19 protein-coding genes are annotated in these 17,439 nt (G+C 41.1%); all 19 read left to right on the forward strand.

The annotated features are described in order from the left end of the window. Positions 1-2 precede the first annotated feature (2 nt). The 19 genes from LIZ08_RS04945 to LIZ08_RS05035 all read left to right on the forward strand — a co-directional run bounded on the left by LIZ08_RS04945 (position 3) and on the right by LIZ08_RS05035 (position 17,406). A complete protein-coding gene (locus LIZ08_RS04945) occupies positions 3-434 on the forward strand; it encodes a bifunctional precorrin-2 dehydrogenase/sirohydrochlorin ferrochelatase (protein WP_155169109.1) in 432 nt (143 codons plus the stop codon). A gap of 16 nt (positions 435-450) precedes the next feature. Next, positions 451-1,707: a glutamyl-tRNA reductase gene (gene hemA, locus LIZ08_RS04950; RefSeq protein WP_227038405.1), complete on the forward strand. Its 1,257-nt coding sequence runs from the start codon at positions 451-453 to the stop codon at positions 1,705-1,707. Continuing rightward, on the forward strand, positions 1,694-2,617 hold the full coding sequence (hemC, locus tag LIZ08_RS04955) for a hydroxymethylbilane synthase (RefSeq protein WP_227038406.1): 924 nt from the start codon (positions 1,694-1,696) through the stop codon (positions 2,615-2,617). Before hemA ends, hemC begins: the two co-directional genes overlap by 14 nt. Next, the gene (locus LIZ08_RS04960; RefSeq protein WP_227038407.1) at positions 2,602-3,327 is read left to right on the forward strand and encodes a uroporphyrinogen-III synthase; all 726 of its coding nucleotides are present in this window, start codon (positions 2,602-2,604) and stop codon (positions 3,325-3,327) included. The genes hemC and LIZ08_RS04960 overlap by 16 nt, the downstream gene beginning before the upstream one ends. Further along, positions 3,317-4,285, forward strand: a complete 969-nt coding sequence (hemB, locus tag LIZ08_RS04965) for a porphobilinogen synthase (protein ID WP_227038408.1) — start codon at positions 3,317-3,319, stop codon at positions 4,283-4,285. Before LIZ08_RS04960 ends, hemB begins: the two co-directional genes overlap by 11 nt. 8 nt (positions 4,286-4,293) lie before the next feature. Next, complete coding sequence (hemL, locus tag LIZ08_RS04970) at positions 4,294-5,574, forward strand: glutamate-1-semialdehyde 2,1-aminomutase (RefSeq protein ID WP_227038409.1); 1,281 nt, start codon at positions 4,294-4,296, stop codon at positions 5,572-5,574. Positions 5,575-5,587: 13 nt separating this feature from the next. Next, the gene (gene cobU / locus LIZ08_RS04975) at positions 5,588-6,172 is read left to right on the forward strand and encodes a bifunctional adenosylcobinamide kinase/adenosylcobinamide-phosphate guanylyltransferase (RefSeq protein WP_006596226.1); all 585 of its coding nucleotides are present in this window, start codon (positions 5,588-5,590) and stop codon (positions 6,170-6,172) included. Beyond that, the gene (gene cobS / locus LIZ08_RS04980; protein ID WP_042507513.1) at positions 6,169-6,891 is read left to right on the forward strand and encodes an adenosylcobinamide-GDP ribazoletransferase; all 723 of its coding nucleotides are present in this window, start codon (positions 6,169-6,171) and stop codon (positions 6,889-6,891) included. The genes cobU and cobS overlap by 4 nt, the downstream gene beginning before the upstream one ends. Further along, entirely contained in the window at positions 6,888-7,499 is a 612-nt protein-coding gene (locus LIZ08_RS04985) for a histidine phosphatase family protein (protein WP_006596228.1), read from the forward strand. Before cobS ends, LIZ08_RS04985 begins: the two co-directional genes overlap by 4 nt. A 92-nt stretch (positions 7,500-7,591) precedes the next feature. Next, on the forward strand, positions 7,592-9,127 hold the full coding sequence (locus LIZ08_RS04990; protein WP_227038410.1) for an ABC transporter substrate-binding protein: 1,536 nt from the start codon (positions 7,592-7,594) through the stop codon (positions 9,125-9,127). Positions 9,128-9,131: 4 nt separating this feature from the next. Further along, entirely contained in the window at positions 9,132-9,893 is a 762-nt protein-coding gene (locus tag LIZ08_RS04995; protein WP_006596230.1) for an ABC transporter ATP-binding protein, read from the forward strand. Positions 9,894-9,906: 13 nt separating this feature from the next. Further along, positions 9,907-10,677: an ABC transporter ATP-binding protein gene (locus LIZ08_RS05000; protein ID WP_003006989.1), complete on the forward strand. Its 771-nt coding sequence runs from the start codon at positions 9,907-9,909 to the stop codon at positions 10,675-10,677. Beyond that, positions 10,674-11,660 carry an ABC transporter permease gene (locus tag LIZ08_RS05005; RefSeq protein WP_227038411.1) on the forward strand — a complete coding sequence of 329 codons (987 nt, stop codon included), beginning with the start codon at positions 10,674-10,676 and terminating at the stop codon, positions 11,658-11,660. The genes LIZ08_RS05000 and LIZ08_RS05005 overlap by 4 nt, the downstream gene beginning before the upstream one ends. Before the next feature lie 3 nt (positions 11,661-11,663). Continuing rightward, positions 11,664-12,473, forward strand: a complete 810-nt coding sequence (locus LIZ08_RS05010) for an ABC transporter permease (protein WP_227038412.1) — start codon at positions 11,664-11,666, stop codon at positions 12,471-12,473. Between the two features lie 16 nt (positions 12,474-12,489). Beyond that, on the forward strand, positions 12,490-14,103 hold the full coding sequence (nikA, locus tag LIZ08_RS05015) for a nickel ABC transporter substrate-binding protein (protein WP_227038413.1): 1,614 nt from the start codon (positions 12,490-12,492) through the stop codon (positions 14,101-14,103). Between the two features lie 143 nt (positions 14,104-14,246). After that, positions 14,247-15,185: an ABC transporter permease gene (locus LIZ08_RS05020; protein WP_023023445.1), complete on the forward strand. Its 939-nt coding sequence runs from the start codon at positions 14,247-14,249 to the stop codon at positions 15,183-15,185. After that, positions 15,182-15,991 (forward strand): ABC transporter permease, encoded by an 810-nt coding sequence (locus tag LIZ08_RS05025; RefSeq protein ID WP_227038414.1) that lies wholly within the window; start codon positions 15,182-15,184, stop codon positions 15,989-15,991. Before LIZ08_RS05020 ends, LIZ08_RS05025 begins: the two co-directional genes overlap by 4 nt. Further along, positions 15,972-16,763 (forward strand): ABC transporter ATP-binding protein, encoded by a 792-nt coding sequence (locus LIZ08_RS05030; RefSeq protein WP_227038415.1) that lies wholly within the window; start codon positions 15,972-15,974, stop codon positions 16,761-16,763. The genes LIZ08_RS05025 and LIZ08_RS05030 overlap by 20 nt, the downstream gene beginning before the upstream one ends. Further along, positions 16,750-17,406, forward strand: coding sequence for an ABC transporter ATP-binding protein (locus tag LIZ08_RS05035; RefSeq protein WP_227038416.1), 657 nt, complete (start codon positions 16,750-16,752; stop codon positions 17,404-17,406). The genes LIZ08_RS05030 and LIZ08_RS05035 overlap by 14 nt, the downstream gene beginning before the upstream one ends. Positions 17,407-17,439 lie beyond the last annotated feature (33 nt).

Here is a 17,439-nt window from a genome sequence, read left to right on the forward strand (position 1 = left end):
CCATGTATCCTGTCATGATGAATATCCAAAATAAACCAGTAGTGGTGATTGGTGGAGGAAAAGTGGCAGCTCGTAAAATTAAGACCTTGTTGTCTGAAGGAGCGAAGGTTACAGTCATTAGTCCTGAACTCAATGAAGAAATTCCTAAATCACAGGTTGAATGGGTTCAAAGAAGCTATCAAACAGGTGATTTGGAGGGAGCTAAACTAGTTTTTGCCTGCACTGATAACCAGGATATCAATAAAAAAGTGATGGAAGAGGCTCACCCTAGTCAGTTCGTGAATAATACAGGGGATAAGAAAAATTCCGACTTTTATAATGTTGCAATTGCATCAAATAATGAATTATCCGTCATGATTTCTACCAATGGTTTATCTCCATCGCGCTCAAAAGAAGTTAGAAAAAAGATAGAACAACTTTTAGATCAATTATAAGAACGAGGCGGATAGAATGTATTTATTATATGTTGGTGTCACACATCGTGTAGCACCCTTATCAGTTTTAGAGCGAGTACATTTTTCTGATGAGGAAAAAATTGCTGCGCTCAAAAAATTAAAAGCAGAAAAAAGTATTCTGGAGGATGTCATCCTTTCAACCTGTAACCGGACAGAGTTGTACTTAGTTGTTGATCAGTTACATACTGGTCGGTATTATTCCAAGCACTTTCTAGCGGATTGGTTTCAGATAGATATTGAAGAATTGGAGCCTTATCTTACGTTTAAAGAGGGCAATGAGGCCTTAGAACATTTATTCCGGGTATCTATTGGTTTAGATTCCAAGATAGTTGGTGAAACCCAAGTTCTTGGGCAATTAAAGCAGGCTTTTTTGACTGCGCAAGAAACTGGAACTACTGGGATTGTTCTGAACCAAGCTTTTCGGCAAGCAGTGACCTTTGCAAAAAGAATGCATGATGTCTATCGAATAAATGCCCGCCCCATGTCTATTGGGTTGACTTCTTTACAAATGTTGGATAGGGAAGACCTTGATTATGAAAACACAAAGATCGTTGTCATTGGCTTAGGAGAAATTGGCCAATTGGTAACTAAGTATGTCTTACAACGTCCTTTTCAGTCTATCCGCTTGGTTAACCGTACCCTTTCAAAGGCCAATCCTTATTTAACGGAAGATCGTATTCAGGCCTATTCATGGGATGATTTAGCTGAGGCTGTAAAGGATGCGGATATTATTTTCACAGCCATTAAGTCAGAAGGCTATATCCTCTATCCTGATATGGTAAAAGCAGGAGCTATCGTTTTTGACTTGTGTTTGCCACGAACTTGTCATCCAAATTCGTCTATTACCATTCACAATATTGAAAATATCACTAGTGAATTGCAAGCTTTCTTTGAAGAAAGAAATGAGATTGCAAAGAATATCGAATCAGAGATCTCCAGTGAATTAGTGAGCTTTGAAGAATGGAAACAGCAACTGGGCATTATACCTCTGATTCAAGAGATTCGGGAAAAAGCCATTCAGGCTCAAGAATCGGCTATGGAGAGTTTGTTGCGCAAACTACCAGATCTCACCGAACGGGAAAAGAAACAAATTTCCAAGCATATGAAGAGCATCATTAATCAGATCCTGAAGGAACCTTTATTGCAATTAAAAGAAATGTCTGTCGGAGAAAATTCAGAATATGATATTGCCTTGATTGCAAAAATCTTCGATCTTCATAGTGGAAAGGGAGTAAACCATGAGAAGCATTAAAGTTGGAACAAGAAAAAGCCAGTTGGCCATGACCCAGACCAAAATGGTGGTACAACGTTTAAAAGAATGCCATCCTGAGGTTGACTTTGAATTGGTCCCTTATAAAACTCAGGGAGATCGTTTAGTACATGTATCTCTTCAAACCATTGGGGGAAAAGGCGTTTTTGTAAAGGAAATTGAACAGGCTCTCTTGAATAAAGACATTGATATAGCGATCCATAGTTTAAAAGATGTTCCTTCTATTCTTGTGGATGGCTGTACCATTGGAGCCATACCGGAGAGAGAAGATGTCAGAGACTGTATGATTTTTAGAGAAGAAGGGATGACCTTGGCCACTCTTCCTCAAGGAGCTGTTGTAGGGACCAGTAGTATTCGTCGCCAGGTGCAACTACAAAGTTTAAGAAGTGATCTTCAATTTAAACCCTTACGTGGAAATATTGATTCGCGCATCCGTAAGTTACAAGAAGGCGAATGTGATGCCATCGTGCTAGCTGCTGCTGGCTTAAAACGGATCGGGTATTTGGATCAGTCACCTTCTTTGAATTTAGAATTTTTAGATCCTCAGACATTTATTCCTGCAGTTTCGCAAGGGGCATTAGCCGTTGAATGTCGGGAAGATGACGAGGAAGTCCTGGAAATATTGGCTTCTATCCATGATAAAGAAGTAGAAAACTGCATCCAATTGGAAAGAAGTTTCTTAAGCTTGATGAATGCGGATTGTACCTTCCCAGTTGGAGCTCATGCTCAATTCAAGGATGGTCACTATCATTTAGAAGCTATGCTAGCAGATGCCAAAGACCGTTGCCTGTATGTAGCTCTTACGTCTGAGGATGGGGACGATCTTCCCAAACGAGCGTTGGAGCAATTAATGGAAAAAGGAGCCTTAACAGACAAATGGTGGGAAGCTTAATTATTTTTACAAGGGAACAGGAACCTTCTGTCGAATTACAAACCCTACTAGACCAGAACCAAGTCAGATGGTTGCATGCACCATTGATTTGCACACAAGGCAATCCCCTTCCACTCATTTTTGAAGAAAAACTGGCCAAAGCTGATTGGGTCTTTTTTACGAGTGCCAATACTGTACAGTTATTTCTTCCCTATTTGAGACCTGATCTAAAGATTGCGTCGATTGGAAGCCAGACCAGTAAGTTATTAAGAGAGCATCAACTCGATGTGACCTTTGAGTCCAGTAGCCAGTATGGAGTGGATTTTATCAAGGAATGGGCTAGTCAATATGGGGACCAGCAAAACATCCTCTTCCCACACAGTGATCTTGCTAATCCAACCTATCCAAAAATGTTACAAGAATTGGGGCATGATGTTTATGCTTGGCCCCTCTATCAAACTGTTGCCAATCAAGAGGGACTCGCTAAAATAAGAGAGCTTCTATCCTTAAAAGAACCATGTGTATGGACCTTTGCTAGTCCATCAGCCTGGGATGTTTTTTATCAAGAGGGGCTTTCTTTGCCAGAGCATCATCAAATTGGTGTCATTGGAGAGACTACAGCAAAAGCTGTTTTAGATTGTGGTGTTTCCGTAAACTATATTCCTTCAAGTCCATCAATGGTGAAATTGGTTGAGCTGATCATAAAGGAGATTAAAGAACATGAATTTTAAAAGACATCGTAGACTAAGAAAAAATCCTCTCATGAGAGATTTAGTAAGAGAAACGACTTTAAGTGTCAATGACTTTATTCAACCACTCTTTGTAAAGGAGAATCTAGAGCAAAAAGAAGAAGTGGCTTCCATGCCAGGAGTCTATCAATTTGCCTTAGCAGATCTTCTGGAAGAAGTCGAATCCTGTGTGCAACTCGGGATTAAGTCTTTTATAATCTTTGGAATTCCAGCTCTTAAAGATGAAGTTGGTTCAGAAGCTTCTAATCCGGATGGAATTGTTCAAAAAGCGCTTCGCTTGATCAAGCAACACTATCCAGATCTCATTCTTGTAGCAGATACCTGTCTCTGTGAATTTACGAATCATGGCCATTGTGGCATTCTAGATGGTGAAACGGTTGTGAACGATCTTTCTTTGGAACGCTTAGTCCAAGTAGCGATTAGTCAAGCTGAAGCGGGAGCAGATATCATTGCACCGTCCAATGCCATGGATGGATATGTTGCAGCGATTCGAGAAGGCTTAGACAAGTCTGGCTTTGACATGGTACCGATTATGTCTTATTCGGTTAAATTTGCTTCTAGTTTTTATGGACCATTTCGTGATGCTGGTGAAAGTGCTCCGGCATTTGGTGATAGAAAAACCTATCAGATGGATCCAGCAAACCGTTTAGAAGCTCTGCGGGAGGCTCAAAGTGATGAAGAAGAAGGAGCAGATTTCCTAATGGTAAAACCATCTCTTGCCTTCTTAGATGTCTTAAGAGATTTACGAAATCAAAGCGATCTTCCACTTGTGGCATACAATGTCAGTGGGGAATACAGTATGGTGAAGGCTGCTGCTGCCCAAGGGTGGATTGATGAGAGAGCAGTGGTCCTGGAAAGTCTCATCGGAATGAAACGAGCAGGAGCGGATTTAATCATATCTTATTTTGCCAAGGATGTAGCAGGATATTTGAAAGGCTAGGATGAAAGATGAAACGAACACAATCAAATGATTACTTCAAGGAAGCAGAATCCATTTTCCCAGGTGGCGTCAATAGCCCTGTACGAGCTTTTAAGGCTGTAGGAGGCAATCCTCTCTTCATTGACCATGCTCAAGGAGCTTATCTCTATGATGTAGATGGGAATCAATTTGTGGATTACGTGCTCTCTTGGGGACCAATGATTTTAGGACATGCTCCTAAAGATGTTCTTGAAAAAGTACAAGATGCCCTATGGGAAGGTACTAGTTATGGTGCACCGAGTCCACGCGAAATCAAACTAGGCAAACTGATTAAAGAACGTCTTCCTTTTGTAGAGAGAATTCGAATGGTCAATTCTGGGACAGAGGCAACCATGAGTGCCATCCGTTTAGCGCGTGGGATTACTAAAAGACCAAAGGTAGTGAAATTTATTGGTTGCTACCATGGACATAGTGATTCTTTCTTGGTACAAGCTGGCTCTGGTGTAGCAAGTTTTGGGATTGCAGATTCTGCAGGTGTGATACCTGAGGTGGCGCGTGAAACCATTGCCCTTCCTTATAACGATTTAGAAGCCTTACAGACCTGCTTTGAAGAACACGGTCAAGAAATTGCCTGTGTTATCGTAGAAGCTGTTGCCGGCAATATGGGCTTGATTCCAGGCCACAAAGAATTTATCGAGGAGATTCGCCGTCTGACGACTGAAGCCGGTTCACTTTTCATCATGGATGAAGTCATGACTGGTTTTCGGGCTCATTACCAAGGAGCAGTGGGCTTGTATCAAGTCGATCCAGATTTGATCTGTCTAGGAAAAGTCATCGGTGGTGGTTTCCCAGTTGCTGCTTTTGGTGGGAAAGCTCAATACATGAATCAAATTGCTCCTTTAGGAGATATTTACCAAGCTGGAACGCTATCCGGGAATCCAATTGCTATGGCAGCGGGCTATGAAAACTTACGCCTATTGACCAAGGAAGTCTTTGATCAAACGGTTGAAAAGACAGACTATCTCTGTCAGGGGATCCGTCAGTTGGCAGAAAAACATGGAGTGGCCCTTCAAGTAGTTTCTGTTGGAACCATGTTTGGATTTTTCTTCTCAGAAAAACCAGTATTGAATTTTGAGGATTCTAAACAAGCGGACCATCAACTTTTTGCCAAGGCACATGGGCTACTTTTGCAAGAAGGGGTTTATATTGCTCCATCTCAATATGAAAGCAACTTCTTATCAAGTGCTCATTCTTATGAGGATCTAGACCGCACCTTAGCTGCTTTTGATAAAGCCTTTAGCCAGTTATAATGAGGGGAAAAATATGGGGAAGATTGTTTTAGTCACAGGTGGTGCTCGTAGTGGTAAATCCTCCTTTGCTGAATCAAAACTCATCCAGAAGGAAGGGGTTTGTTACATCGCAACAGGTCTCATTATGAAAGAAGATCCAGAGTGGCAGGAACGGGTCAAGCTCCATCAACAAAGACGTCCACAAAGCTGGGATACGCTTGAACAATACCGGGACTTAGCTAAATGGATTGAACAAGACCATCATAGCGATTACTTATTAGACTGTGCCACTATGTTAACCACCAATCGACTGTTTGATCTGGTCAATGACTGGTACCCAGAGAAAGGTTTCTTATCAGACGAGCAGTTTTTAAGCAAGGCAGAACAAGCACGTATTTTGGATGCCCTCGTATCCGAGTGGGCTTTGCTGTTAGCTGCTATGAAGAAGCGCCAAGCTACTTTTTGGATTGTCACTAATGAAGTGGGGCTTGGCATCGTTCCGGACACTCGTCTTGGACGATACTTTAGAGATCTTCAAGGTCGGGTCAATCAATTAATTGCAAAGGAGGCAAGTGAAGTCTACTTAGTTATTTGTGGGCTAGCACAGCAGTTAAAATGATTTCAGCACTCATTATCTATACACAATTTTTTAGTCGGATTGTGATTCCCAAAGCGGTTGATCTCTCCTATGTTCGAAAAGGAGTTCCAATTTTAACGCTTTTTGGTCTCCTACTAGGTCTCATTTCCTCCTTATTTTTTGTTTTAACTTCTTTGGTGCTTCCTGAGAACATTGCTTGGGTTTTGACCTTGTTCTTTGATGTGCTTCTCACCGGAGGCTTTCATTTGGACGGCCTTGCTGATACAGCAGACGGATTGTTCTCTTCACGTTCTAAGGACCGAATGTTGGAAATTATGAAAGACAGCCGTATTGGAAGCAATGGTGTCTTGGCTTTGATTTTCTATTACGGCCTTATGATCGCGATGGGACCTTATCTTCCTCAACCTAAGTGGCTTATTGTAGCTTCTTTATCGATGATTGGGAAGGTTGGTTTAACCATGCAGCTTTACAAGATGCGCTATGCACGTGAATCAGGTGGCTCTGGAAATTTCTTTTCTGGTACAAAAACTAGTTCGATCCTTTTAGCTCAGATTGTCCCACTGGCTGTCCTTATTGGAGGTTTTTGGTTAAAAGGGCTCCTTGCTTATAGTTTGGTCATTCTAGGGACTCTTGCCTTTCGCTGGTTCGTTTACCAAAAGATTGACGGGGAGACAGGAGATACCTTAGGAGCATCAGTAGAAGTAGCACAGATATTATTTTTGTTAGGAATGATCATATGACAGTAAAAAAGTGGTACCTGATTCGTCATGGGGAAACAGACTTTAATAAAAAACGTTTTTTCTACGGAAAAGCGGATGTTTCTATCAATGAAACAGGAAAAGAGCAAGCAAGTAATATTCATCAGTTGCTGAAAGGAAGAGACATTTCTCGGATCTATACCAGTCAGCTCAAAAGAACTCAAGAAACAGCTACCATCATTTTTCCAGATCAGATCCCCAAAGCATATAAAGCATTGAATGAAAGAGATTTCGGACTATGGGAGGGAAGAACGGCCAATGAAATTCAAGCTGCCTTTCCCTTAGTTTGGGAAGAATGGTTGGAAAGTCCCTTTGACGTAACTCCATCTAAGGCAGAACCCTTTCAAAAATTTAAAGATCGGGTCCAATCCATTGTCGAAGAGATTCGTGAAACAGATGATGATGAAATTGCGATAGTTGGGCATCTAGGTGTTTTGCGCTTGATTTATCAATTTTTAGTAGATCCGGAAGCTGACTTTTGGTCGATTGATATCCCTCAAGGTACTGTTTTACTCCTAGAAGACAAGGATCCTTGGGAAGAAATGTTACTTACAGAAGGCGGCGAGAAGGATCATGCAAGCGAAAGCTGATGAAGATGGAAACTGGGTCAAGAAGGTAAGAGAAATTTTCTTTTGTTCTTACTTTCTTGAAGAAAAAATAAATTAATAGAATGAGGATACAAATGAAAAAATGGAAATTTATGATCGGAGCGACTCTCATGAGTCTATCCCTTTTAGGTTGTGCAAAAACTAATCAACCATCATCACCAGAAGTAACTAAGAATGCTCAAACGGTGACGATTGGTTATACCCAGTTTCCAATCAATATCGATCCGGCAGACGAGTATAATGGTTGGTTCACCATTCGTTATGGGGTGGGAGAAACTTTATTTAAAATGAATGATCAATTAGAACCAGAACCATGGCTAGCTGAAAAAATGGAACAAACCTCACAATTGGAGTGGAAAATTACCCTTCGCAATGATGTTACTTTCCAAAATGGAGAAAAAATGACGGGTGCGAAGGTTGAATCCTCTTTGAAACGATTGATTGAAAAGAGTAAGCGTGCAGCTGCTGATCTTGGAATAGAGAGTATCCATTCTGAAGGTCAAACCGTAACTATCAAAACAAAATCAGAACAGCCTATTATGAAAAATCTATTGGCTGAACCATACTCAGTCATTGTAGATGTGGATGGAAAATCTGCATCAGATAAAGCTCCAGTAGGAACAGGACCATTTTTAATCAAGACCTATACGCCAGAAACAGGCGCTACATTAGAGGCCTATTCAAATTATTGGGGTGGTAAAGCCAAGGTTGCACAGGTCAAGATTAAATATTTCTCTGATCCAACAGCGATTTCTGCTGCCCTACAATCCAAAGAAGTTGATGCTGTTTATGGGCTCCCATATGCTAATTTAGCAAGCTTTAAAAAAGACAACCATTATAAAATATCTGAAAAAGAAGGTGGCCGTTACTTAAGCTATGTCTACAACTTTGAAGATCCTTATATAGCTGATGATCAGTTCCGTCAAGCTTTGGATACTTTGGTCGACAAGAAAACTTATACAGAATCCCTCTTTAAAGGAGCTGCTGTTCCAGCCACAGGACCTCTCCCTTCTAGCTCTGATTTTGCTTTGGATAAAAGTGTTCATGAGTTCAATGTAGAAAAAGCGAAGAAACTGTTAGATGAGGCTGGCTACAAGGATACCGATGGAGATGGCTACCGTGAAAAAGATGGAAAGAAAGTCACGATTGAATTGCTCTCCTTTACTCGTTTACCAGAAATGCCGTTAGCCATTGAAGCTTCTCAACAACAATTAAAAGAGGTTGGAATTGAAGCGAAGATTCGTAAGGTGGAAGTGAGTGCCGTCGCAACGGAGAAAGATTATGCCTTCACACCTTATGCTGTAGTAGCTGCTCCGATTGGCGATCCATATGCTTACTTTAACTCAGCTGTCAAAACTGGGGGAGTAGGAAATATCGGTCATTATAGCAATGCGGAAGCTGATCAGAAGATCGAAGCGCTAGCAACTGAGACCGATCAGAAAAAACGGATCCAATTAAGCAAGGACATTCAAGCCCTTGTGGATAAGGATTATGGTTATACAATCATTGGATTTTATAAAGTTGCCATCGTCATGGACAAATCCATCTCTCATTTGGAATCCCATCCAACAGATTATTACCATGTAACAAATAAACTCTCGAAGGAGTAAAGCTATGTTGCAACTGACGAATGTCACGGTTTCTTCCCCGTCCAAGATTATTTTAGATCAACTTTCTCTAACCGTTTCGGCAGGTGAAGCAGTCGGAATCGTCGGAGAAAGTGGCAGTGGCAAAACAACGATTTTAAAACTGCTTTTGGGTCTTCCCTTGAATGACTTAGTCATTACCCAAGGCAGTATTTCTTATAGGGATCAGGCCATCAGCCCACAAAAGAAGCGGGTTTCTTATCCCTTTGTAGGGACAGAATTGGCCTGGGTGACGCAGCAGTCTAGTCTAGGTTTTAACAACAACCGTAAAATCAAAGACCATTACGAGGATCTCGTCAAGAGTCATCGCTCTCAAGTAGAAAAGATGAGATCTTTAGAGGAATGCCTCCAGATGGTTGGCTTAGATCCAGCACAGGTACCATCAAAGTATCCTTTTGAACTCAGTGGAGGTATGATGCAACGAGTGGCCATTGCTTTGGCCTTAGCCACTCATCCTAAATTGCTCTTGGCAGATGAGCCGACCAGTGCCCTGGATGTTCTCTCCAAGGAATCGTTTATTCAAACCTTGATTCAATTGCTAAGGACCGAAGAATCCAGCCTCTTATTTGTCACTCATGATATGAGTGTCGCTAAAAAGTTGGCAGATAGGATCTTGGTTATGAAGGAGGGGAGGATTGTGGAAGAAGGAAGACGCGACCAAATTTTCCAAAATCCGCAACATCCCTACACCCAGAAATTACTAAGGGCTATTCCCAAACTAAAATTGTAGCAGGAGTCACCAAATGACCTATTTACTCGAATGTAAAGATCTCACTCATCATTATCAAGATCCACTTCATCATCAGGCTGGTGTTTTTGATGTGTCCTTTACTCTAAATAAGGGTCATCGGCTTGGTTTGGTCGGAGAATCTGGTTCGGGTAAAAGTACCATTGCCAAAATTCTGAGTCGACTCCTGGATGTGCAAGAGGGAAGGATTCAGTTTCTGGGGCAATCGCTGACAAGTTTTACTGACCTTGAGTTTTACAAAAAGGTCCAGTACATCTCTCAACAGCCTCAAGAAGCCTTTCATCCCAAAAGGACCTTACAAGCAAGTTTAGAAGAGGTTTGCCAGAATTTTAAGATTTGTAAGACTAAGAAGGAGATGGAAGAGAAGATTCACCAACTCCTGGAAAGGGTTGGCTTGGATCCTGTCCTGGCCCAGCAATTTCCCCACCAATTAAGTGGTGGAGAATGTCAACGGATGGCCATTGCCAGGGCTCTCTTGGTCCAACCTGACTTATTAATTTGTGATGAGATCACCAGTGCCTTAGACGTGACCGTCCAAGAGGGAGTGATGGAACTCTTAGAAGAGATTCAGAATAGCTCCCAAACATCTTTTCTCTTTATTTCACACGATATTGCGCTGGTCAGCCAATTTTGTGATGAAATCATGGTACTAAAAGATGGAAAAATTCAAGAGAATGGGGTGATGTCAGACGTTTTGCGAAATCCTCAGTCGGACTACACCAAACTGTTGATGAAACCTTATCAGGAAGAAGGAAGGGAGCCATGACAAGATATTTCATCAAATTACTATTTCAAATGGTTTTGATCCTGCTCTGTGTTAGTTTTCTTTCTTTCTTGTTAGTGTATCTGGATAAAGGGGACCCTGCAGAAAGTATCTTAAATGCGCAAGGAATTCCTTATACCAAAGAACTACTAGAGATAAAACGAGCTGAGATAGGCTTAAACGATAGTTTTATTTTGCAATATCTGAGATGGTTAGGAAACATCCTCCAGGGAAATTTTGGGATCAGCTATCGTACAGGAGCCCCAGTTTGGGATCAATTGGTCTTTTACTTTCCAAATACGATCTATCTAGGGATCCACATCTTGCTGGCAACCCTTGCCATATCCCTTCCTCTCTCGATTTATGCAGCCTATCATATCGGTAGTCGACTGGATCGATTGATAATGACGCTCTGCGCATTTTTAAATGCCATTCCTAGTTTTGTCATTGGAATTCTCTTGATGCTTGTCTTTTCAGTCAAGCTTGGCTGGTTTCCTATTCAGTCAACTGCAAATGAATGGGGCTTAATTTTACCGATTTCTACCATGGCGCTGACCATGTCTACACGCTATATTCCTCAATTGAGAACGGCTATCATTGATGAGCTGCAGTCGCCAGCAGTAGAAGGTGCAAGAGGACATGGCATACCGGAAGGTCGCATTCTTTTTAAGGATGTCTTGTATAATACCCTTCCCTTTTTGTTGACATTGGTGAGTTTGTCACTGGGTTCTCTGTTAGGAGGTGTTGCCATTATAGAGTATTTATTCTCTTGGCCAGGCATCGGAAAAATGCTGATTGCAGTTGTGGTCAATCGGGATTATCCTCTGGTCCAAGGAGCTGTTCTGGTGATTACACTTGGGGTATTGCTTGTCAATTTCACCACCCAAGCCTTGATCACCTGGTTAAATCCTAAGGCCCGTCTATCGCAACCAACCCACTTCCTTCTTTTTAAGAAAGAGGCTAGTCCTAAAGGAAATGGAGGCTAAGCGATGAAAAAAGTTAGTAACCGCAACCTCTATCTCTTGGCTGGATGCCTTCTCTTGGTCCTATTGATTTCTTGTCTCTCTCCCTTCTTTTTAGGAGACAGCATTACCAAGGTCCATTTAGGAAATGCCCTCCAAGCACCCAATAGTCAAGAATGGTTTGGTACAGATGCCGTGGGCCGCTCTGTATTTGCTCGAACCCTAAGTGGTGGGGTACAAACCATTGTGCCTGCAGTTGGGATCCTTCTCTTTGTCACCCTAGTTGGTTCTTTTATTGGAGTGACCAGTGCCTTGATCGGTGGGAAGTTGGATCGTGCTATTTTCTTGTTTATTACGGCTTTTCAGTCCTTTCCATCTATCGTCTTAGTGATTGCTATTGTGAGCCTGTTAGGAGTAGGTTTGCAACAAACGGTCATAGCGATTGGCTTAACGGCTTGGACCAAATATGCCTACATCACTCGGTCGCTGACCCTGCGTTTAAAACATGAATTCTATGTTCAATCAGCAAAAATGTACGGAAATAACTTTTGGAACACCATCAAAAATTACTATGTTCCTAGTTTATTTCCGCAAATTGTCACTACCATGACTTTTAATGTTTCGACGATCATCATGGAGATTGCTGGCCTTAGTTTTGTTGGACTAGGCGCGCAGGCTCCGTCTCCAGAGTGGGGAGCCATGATGAACGATGGTCGGACCTATATCCAGGAAGCTCCCTGGATCGTCGCTTTTCCTTGTATCTTCTTAATTGTGATCATTTTATTGTTCACAAAATTTGGAGATGCTCTACAAACTTATGTGAATCAAAAATATTAATCATGAGGTTTATCTAATGAAAAAATTTTGGAAATTAGCTGTTACTAGTTTAGCAGTTTTGTGTTTAGCTGCCTGCCAGCAAAATGGTAAGTCTTCAGACAGCAGCGCTGAGAAAGATAAGATTACCCTCGCCTGGGGAGAAGACTTTGGAGATGTCAATCCTCACGTATATAATCCAGATCAATTTATTATTCAAGATTTGGTGTATGAAGGTCTTGTCCGTTACGGAGACAATGGGAAAATTGAGCCTGCCTTAGCAGAGAGCTGGAAGGTTAGTGAAGATGGGAAAACCTATACCTTTAACTTGAGAAAAGCCAAATTCTCAGATGGCTCTGATTTCAACGCAGCTAATGTGAAGCGGAATTTCGATACGATCTTCTCAAAAGAAAACAAAGGAAACCATGAATGGTTTAACTTCACCAATGTTTTGGATAGTTACAAAGTTGTTGATGATCATACCTTTGAAATTACCCTTAAAGAACCATACAGTGCTACACTTTACGATCTTTCTATGATTCGTCCAATTCGTTTCTTAGCAGATGCCAGCTTCCCAGATGGTGATGATACAACTAAGAATAAAATCAAATCCTCTATTGGTACTGGTCAATGGGTGGTCAAAGATAAAAAATCTAACGAATACATCACTTTTGCACGTAATGAAAACTACTGGGGTGAAAAACCAAAACTGAAAGAAGTAACCATCAAGATAATTCCAGATGCCCAAACACGTGCTTTAGAATTTGAATCTGGTAAAGTCGATTTGCTTTATGGAAATGGTGTTATTGGTTTAAATACCTTCGCTCAATACAAGAAAGATAAGAAATATACAACGGATGTTTCGCAACCAATGTCTACTCGCTTGTTGCTCTTGAATGCCAAACAAGAAGTCTTCCAAGATAAGAATGTTCGTAAAGCTATTAACCATGCCATTAACAAAAAAGAAATTGCAGAGAAATTGTTCATGGGGGCAGAAACTCCTGCCGATACCATCTTCTCTAAATCAACTCCTCACTCAGATGCTGGCTTAAAACCATATACATTTGACGAAAAAGAAGCAGAAAAAATGTTGGATGCTGCTGGTTGGAAGAAGGGATCTGATGGAATCCGTGCCAAAGATGGCAAGAAGATGGAATTGAATTTCCCTTACATTTCTACAAAAGCAACTGATAAAGATCTTGCAGAGTATTTCCAAGGCGAATTGAAGAAAATTGGTGTCGAAGTGAAATTGACGGCCATGGAAGAAGACGATTATTGGGCAAATGCGAAAACAGGAAACTTTGATATGATGCTTACCTTCTCTTGGGGAGCTCCATGGGACCCTCACGCATGGATGACAGCATTGACAGCTGAGTCTGCTCATGGTCACCCAGAAAATGTTTCTCTTGAAGCCCTTCCAATTAAGAAAGAATTGGATGAAACCATCAAACAAACCTTGACAGAAGCTGACGAAGATAAAGTAGATGCTGGCTATAAGAAAGCTTTGACCTTGCTCCATGAAGAAGCAGTTTATATCCCATTGACTTATCAGTCAGTGATCTCTGTTTATCGTACAGGTGAGTTGAAAAATGTTCGTTTTGCTCCAGAAGAAAATGCCCTTCCAGTTCGCTATATCGAAAAAGTGAATAAATAAGGACAAGGTCTTGAATGAAGTAGACAATGTGGCCTCCATCAAAGTGACAATCCTTTTATTTTGATATGAGATTCCGCTTTAGAGGATCAATGTTGATCTTTTAAAGCGGATCACATTGTTTTAGGAACTAAGTTTTATATGATATGAAAGCTATTTTTAAAAAAATTATTAGTTTTATAAGTGGTTTACTTGTTATCTCTATTATCACCTTTATCCTCACAAAATTTACGTCGCAGGATCCAGCAGAGAATTATCTGCGAATTCGGCATTTGCCAATCACTCCAGCGGCCCTTGAAAATGCAAGAACCTATTTGGGTTTGGATAAATCCTGGATTGAACAGTATCTATCCTGGTTCGTAAAAGTTCTTCACCTGGACTTTGGAACCTCTTATTTACTGAAGGAATCCGTTGTTAGTTTAATTGCTAGTCGTTTCCTATCCACTTTTTATTTAGGACTGACTTCCTTTATTCTTATCATTGTCGTTTCTATTCCCATTGGGGTTATCAGTGGCTTGAAGACCAATTCCTTCTTTGACAAATGCATGCGTTTCATTGGCTTTAGCTCGGTATCCATGCCTGCCTTTTGGCTCGGTTACATGTTGATTTTTATTTTTTCTGTAAAATTAGGCTGGTTGCCTGTATCTGGTAAAAATGAACCTCTCAGTATCGTCTTACCGAGTATCACCTTAAGCTTTTCACTGATTGGCCAATACATTGCCTTAGTGCGAAAAGCCGTATCGACCCAGTTGGAGAGTCCACATGTTGAAAATGCACGCATGAGAGGGGTTAAGCTACGCTATCTTTTACCCCATCATATTCTACGAAATGCCTTACCTGCGATTGCCACTGGATTAAGTCTGACATTTGTTTATTTAATGACAGGATCCTTGATTGTTGAGGAAGTGTTCTCCTGGAATGGATTAGGAAGTTTGTTTGTAGAGGCGATTCGTTCGATTGATACACCTTTAATTCAAGGATGTATGATGTTATTTGGCTTATTATTCTTATTAAACAATGGCATGACGCAAGCGGTCAACCACTGGATTGACCCACGAGTAAGGAAGAGAGGAAAGAGTTCATGAGAAAAAGTGTTATTTTTTCCATTTTCATATTAGGTCTATTGATTTTCCTTGCTTTGTTTGCTTCCTTTATAGCGCCTTATGATCCGCAATATGTAGATGTTTCTAATAAGCTCTTAAGTCCAAGTCCCCAACATCTTTTAGGGACAGATCAATTGGGTAGAGATGTTTTTTCGAGACTCTTATATGGTGCGCGTTATTCCCTATTTTTAGCTGTCGCAATTAGTGTCTTAGAAGTAGTGACCGGCTTTATCGTAGGTTTGGTTGTAGGTTGGTATCAAGGAAAAATGGAAGGTGCCTTTCTTTGGCTGACCAATGTCTTGATGGCTTTTCCAAGTTTTCTTCTTTCACTTGCTACTGTTGGAATCCTAGGACAAGGAATGAGCAATATGATCATTGCCATTGTCATTATCGAATGGATCTACTATGCAAGGATTGTGACAAATCTGGTCATTTCTACCAAACAAGAGCCCTATGTCATTAGTTCCCAGATCATGGGAATGGGGTCATTTCATATCCTCAAAAACCATATTTTGCCCTTTATCTACAAGCCCGTACTAGTCATTCTTCTCATGAACATCGGGAATATCATTCTAATGATTTCAGGATTTTCATTCTTAGGAATTGGAGTCCAACCCAATGTTTCGGAGTGGGGCTTAATGCTGCATGATGCGAGGGCCTACTTCCGAGTGGCGCCTTGGATGATGATCGCACCAGGCTTAGCTATCTTTTTAACCGTCATTTCTTTTAACCTATTTGGTGAATATATCGAAGAGAAAGGAGAGAAGAATGGAATCATTCAGCATTAAAGATCTTTCTCTTGTCGATCAGGAGGAGTCTCGTCTGGATCGGGTGTCTTTCACCCATCCCTTAGGCCAATCCCTGCTAGTGGTGGGAGAAAGTGGATCTGGAAAAACGCTACTGACCAAGGCATTAATAGGGATTATCCCTCGGAACATGAAACAGACTGGATCGATTCATTATGGGGATCTCCATCTAGATTCTTTTTCAGACAAAGACTGGAAGGCTTTTAGAGGGCAGAAGATCGCCTATTTGGTTCAAAATCCCATGTCTATGTTTAATCCCTTTCAAACGATTTGGACGCATTTCTATGAGACCATAAAAAGCCACTCAACTCTTTCCAAAAGTGAATGCCGCAAGAAAGCTCTGGACGTTCTAGAAAAGGTTCGGATCGTAAATCCAGAATCGGTTCTCCAGCAATACTCCTTTGAACTAAGTGGAGGCATGCTCCAACGGATTATGTTAGGCATTATCTTATGTCTAGATCCTGAAACCATCATACTGGACGAACCAACCTCAGCGGTCGATCGGGTGAACCGTGAGATGATCCTTAGCATGATCAAAGAATTACTGGCTCAGCATAAGACGGTTATTACCGTTACCCATGACTATTATTTAGCCAGGGAGCTCGGGGGCAATATGTTGGTGTTAGAGAAGGGAAAAGTCGTTGAATTTGGAAAAACCGAGGATCTATTGACAGCTCCAAAAAAAAGCTATACCAAGGAATTATTCTTAGAACAAGATTTGAAGCAGGTGATCAGAAATAATGCTGGAATGTAAAGATATAACGGTCAACTATCAAGGAAAAATTGTATTAGACCATTGCAATCTATCCATCAAAAAAGGCGAAATTGTTGGAATTATGGGAGAAAGTGGCAGTGGCAAGTCTACTTTAGCACGAGTCATCTTAGGAATTGAGAAGCCAAGTCAAGGACAGGTTCTCTTGGATGGTAAAACCTATTCTATCAAAGAGGATGGTGTTCGCATCTTGGTCGTTTTCCAAGATTCCTTTCACGCTGTGAATCCACGATTTACTGTCAAAGAAATCTTGTTAGAAGCTCTTCCCAAAGATTTTCCGATAGATAAAGTCCACACCGTTTTAACAGAAGTAGGGCTACCATCAGAAGTCTTAGGAAAAAGAGCAAGAGAATTAAGTGGTGGCCAGTTGCAGAGAGTTTGTATTGCCAGAACCTTGCTCCTAAACCCAGATATCATTATTTTTGATGAATCCCTCAGTGGTTTGGATCCCAAAACCCAGGTTCAGATTTTACAATTGCTTTATAAACTGCATGCTAAGTATCAGAATACCTTTATCTTCATCGCCCATGATGAGCAATTGTGCCAGGCCATTTGTGATCGCATCCTGATCTTAGAAAATGGTCAATTTATCCGTGAAATTCAGGATCTAGCGGATGCTACCTGATTTTCTAACTTCACCATCAAGTAATTAAAAAAG

The sequence above is a fragment of the Streptococcus sp. 210928-DFI.4.42 genome (genome assembly GCF_020554365.1).
Lineage (GTDB): Bacteria > Bacillota > Bacilli > Lactobacillales > Streptococcaceae > Streptococcus > Streptococcus parasanguinis_S.

Coding starts and splice junctions, on each gene's coding strand:
- LIZ08_RS05005 (WP_227038411.1), top strand. CDS start 10,674: ATGACAAGATATTTCATCAAATTACTATTTCAAATGGTTTTGATCCTG.
- cobU (WP_006596226.1), top strand. CDS start 5,588: ATGGGGAAGATTGTTTTAGTCACAGGTGGTGCTCGTAGTGGTAAATCC.
- LIZ08_RS04960 (WP_227038407.1), top strand. CDS start 2,602: ATGGTGGGAAGCTTAATTATTTTTACAAGGGAACAGGAACCTTCTGTC.
- LIZ08_RS04985 (WP_006596228.1), top strand. CDS start 6,888: ATGACAGTAAAAAAGTGGTACCTGATTCGTCATGGGGAAACAGACTTT.
- hemC (WP_227038406.1), top strand. CDS start 1,694: ATGAGAAGCATTAAAGTTGGAACAAGAAAAAGCCAGTTGGCCATGACC.
- LIZ08_RS05000 (WP_003006989.1), top strand. CDS start 9,907: ATGACCTATTTACTCGAATGTAAAGATCTCACTCATCATTATCAAGAT.
- LIZ08_RS04945 (WP_155169109.1), top strand. CDS start 3: ATGTATCCTGTCATGATGAATATCCAAAATAAACCAGTAGTGGTGATT.
- LIZ08_RS05020 (WP_023023445.1), top strand. CDS start 14,247: ATGAAAGCTATTTTTAAAAAAATTATTAGTTTTATAAGTGGTTTACTT.
- LIZ08_RS05030 (WP_227038415.1), top strand. CDS start 15,972: ATGGAATCATTCAGCATTAAAGATCTTTCTCTTGTCGATCAGGAGGAG.
- hemB (WP_227038408.1), top strand. CDS start 3,317: ATGAATTTTAAAAGACATCGTAGACTAAGAAAAAATCCTCTCATGAGA.
- hemL (WP_227038409.1), top strand. CDS start 4,294: ATGAAACGAACACAATCAAATGATTACTTCAAGGAAGCAGAATCCATT.
- LIZ08_RS05025 (WP_227038414.1), top strand. CDS start 15,182: ATGAGAAAAAGTGTTATTTTTTCCATTTTCATATTAGGTCTATTGATT.
- nikA (WP_227038413.1), top strand. CDS start 12,490: ATGAAAAAATTTTGGAAATTAGCTGTTACTAGTTTAGCAGTTTTGTGT.
- LIZ08_RS04990 (WP_227038410.1), top strand. CDS start 7,592: ATGAAAAAATGGAAATTTATGATCGGAGCGACTCTCATGAGTCTATCC.
- LIZ08_RS05035 (WP_227038416.1), top strand. CDS start 16,750: ATGCTGGAATGTAAAGATATAACGGTCAACTATCAAGGAAAAATTGTA.
- LIZ08_RS04995 (WP_006596230.1), top strand. CDS start 9,132: ATGTTGCAACTGACGAATGTCACGGTTTCTTCCCCGTCCAAGATTATT.
- cobS (WP_042507513.1), top strand. CDS start 6,169: ATGATTTCAGCACTCATTATCTATACACAATTTTTTAGTCGGATTGTG.
- LIZ08_RS05010 (WP_227038412.1), top strand. CDS start 11,664: ATGAAAAAAGTTAGTAACCGCAACCTCTATCTCTTGGCTGGATGCCTT.
- hemA (WP_227038405.1), top strand. CDS start 451: ATGTATTTATTATATGTTGGTGTCACACATCGTGTAGCACCCTTATCA.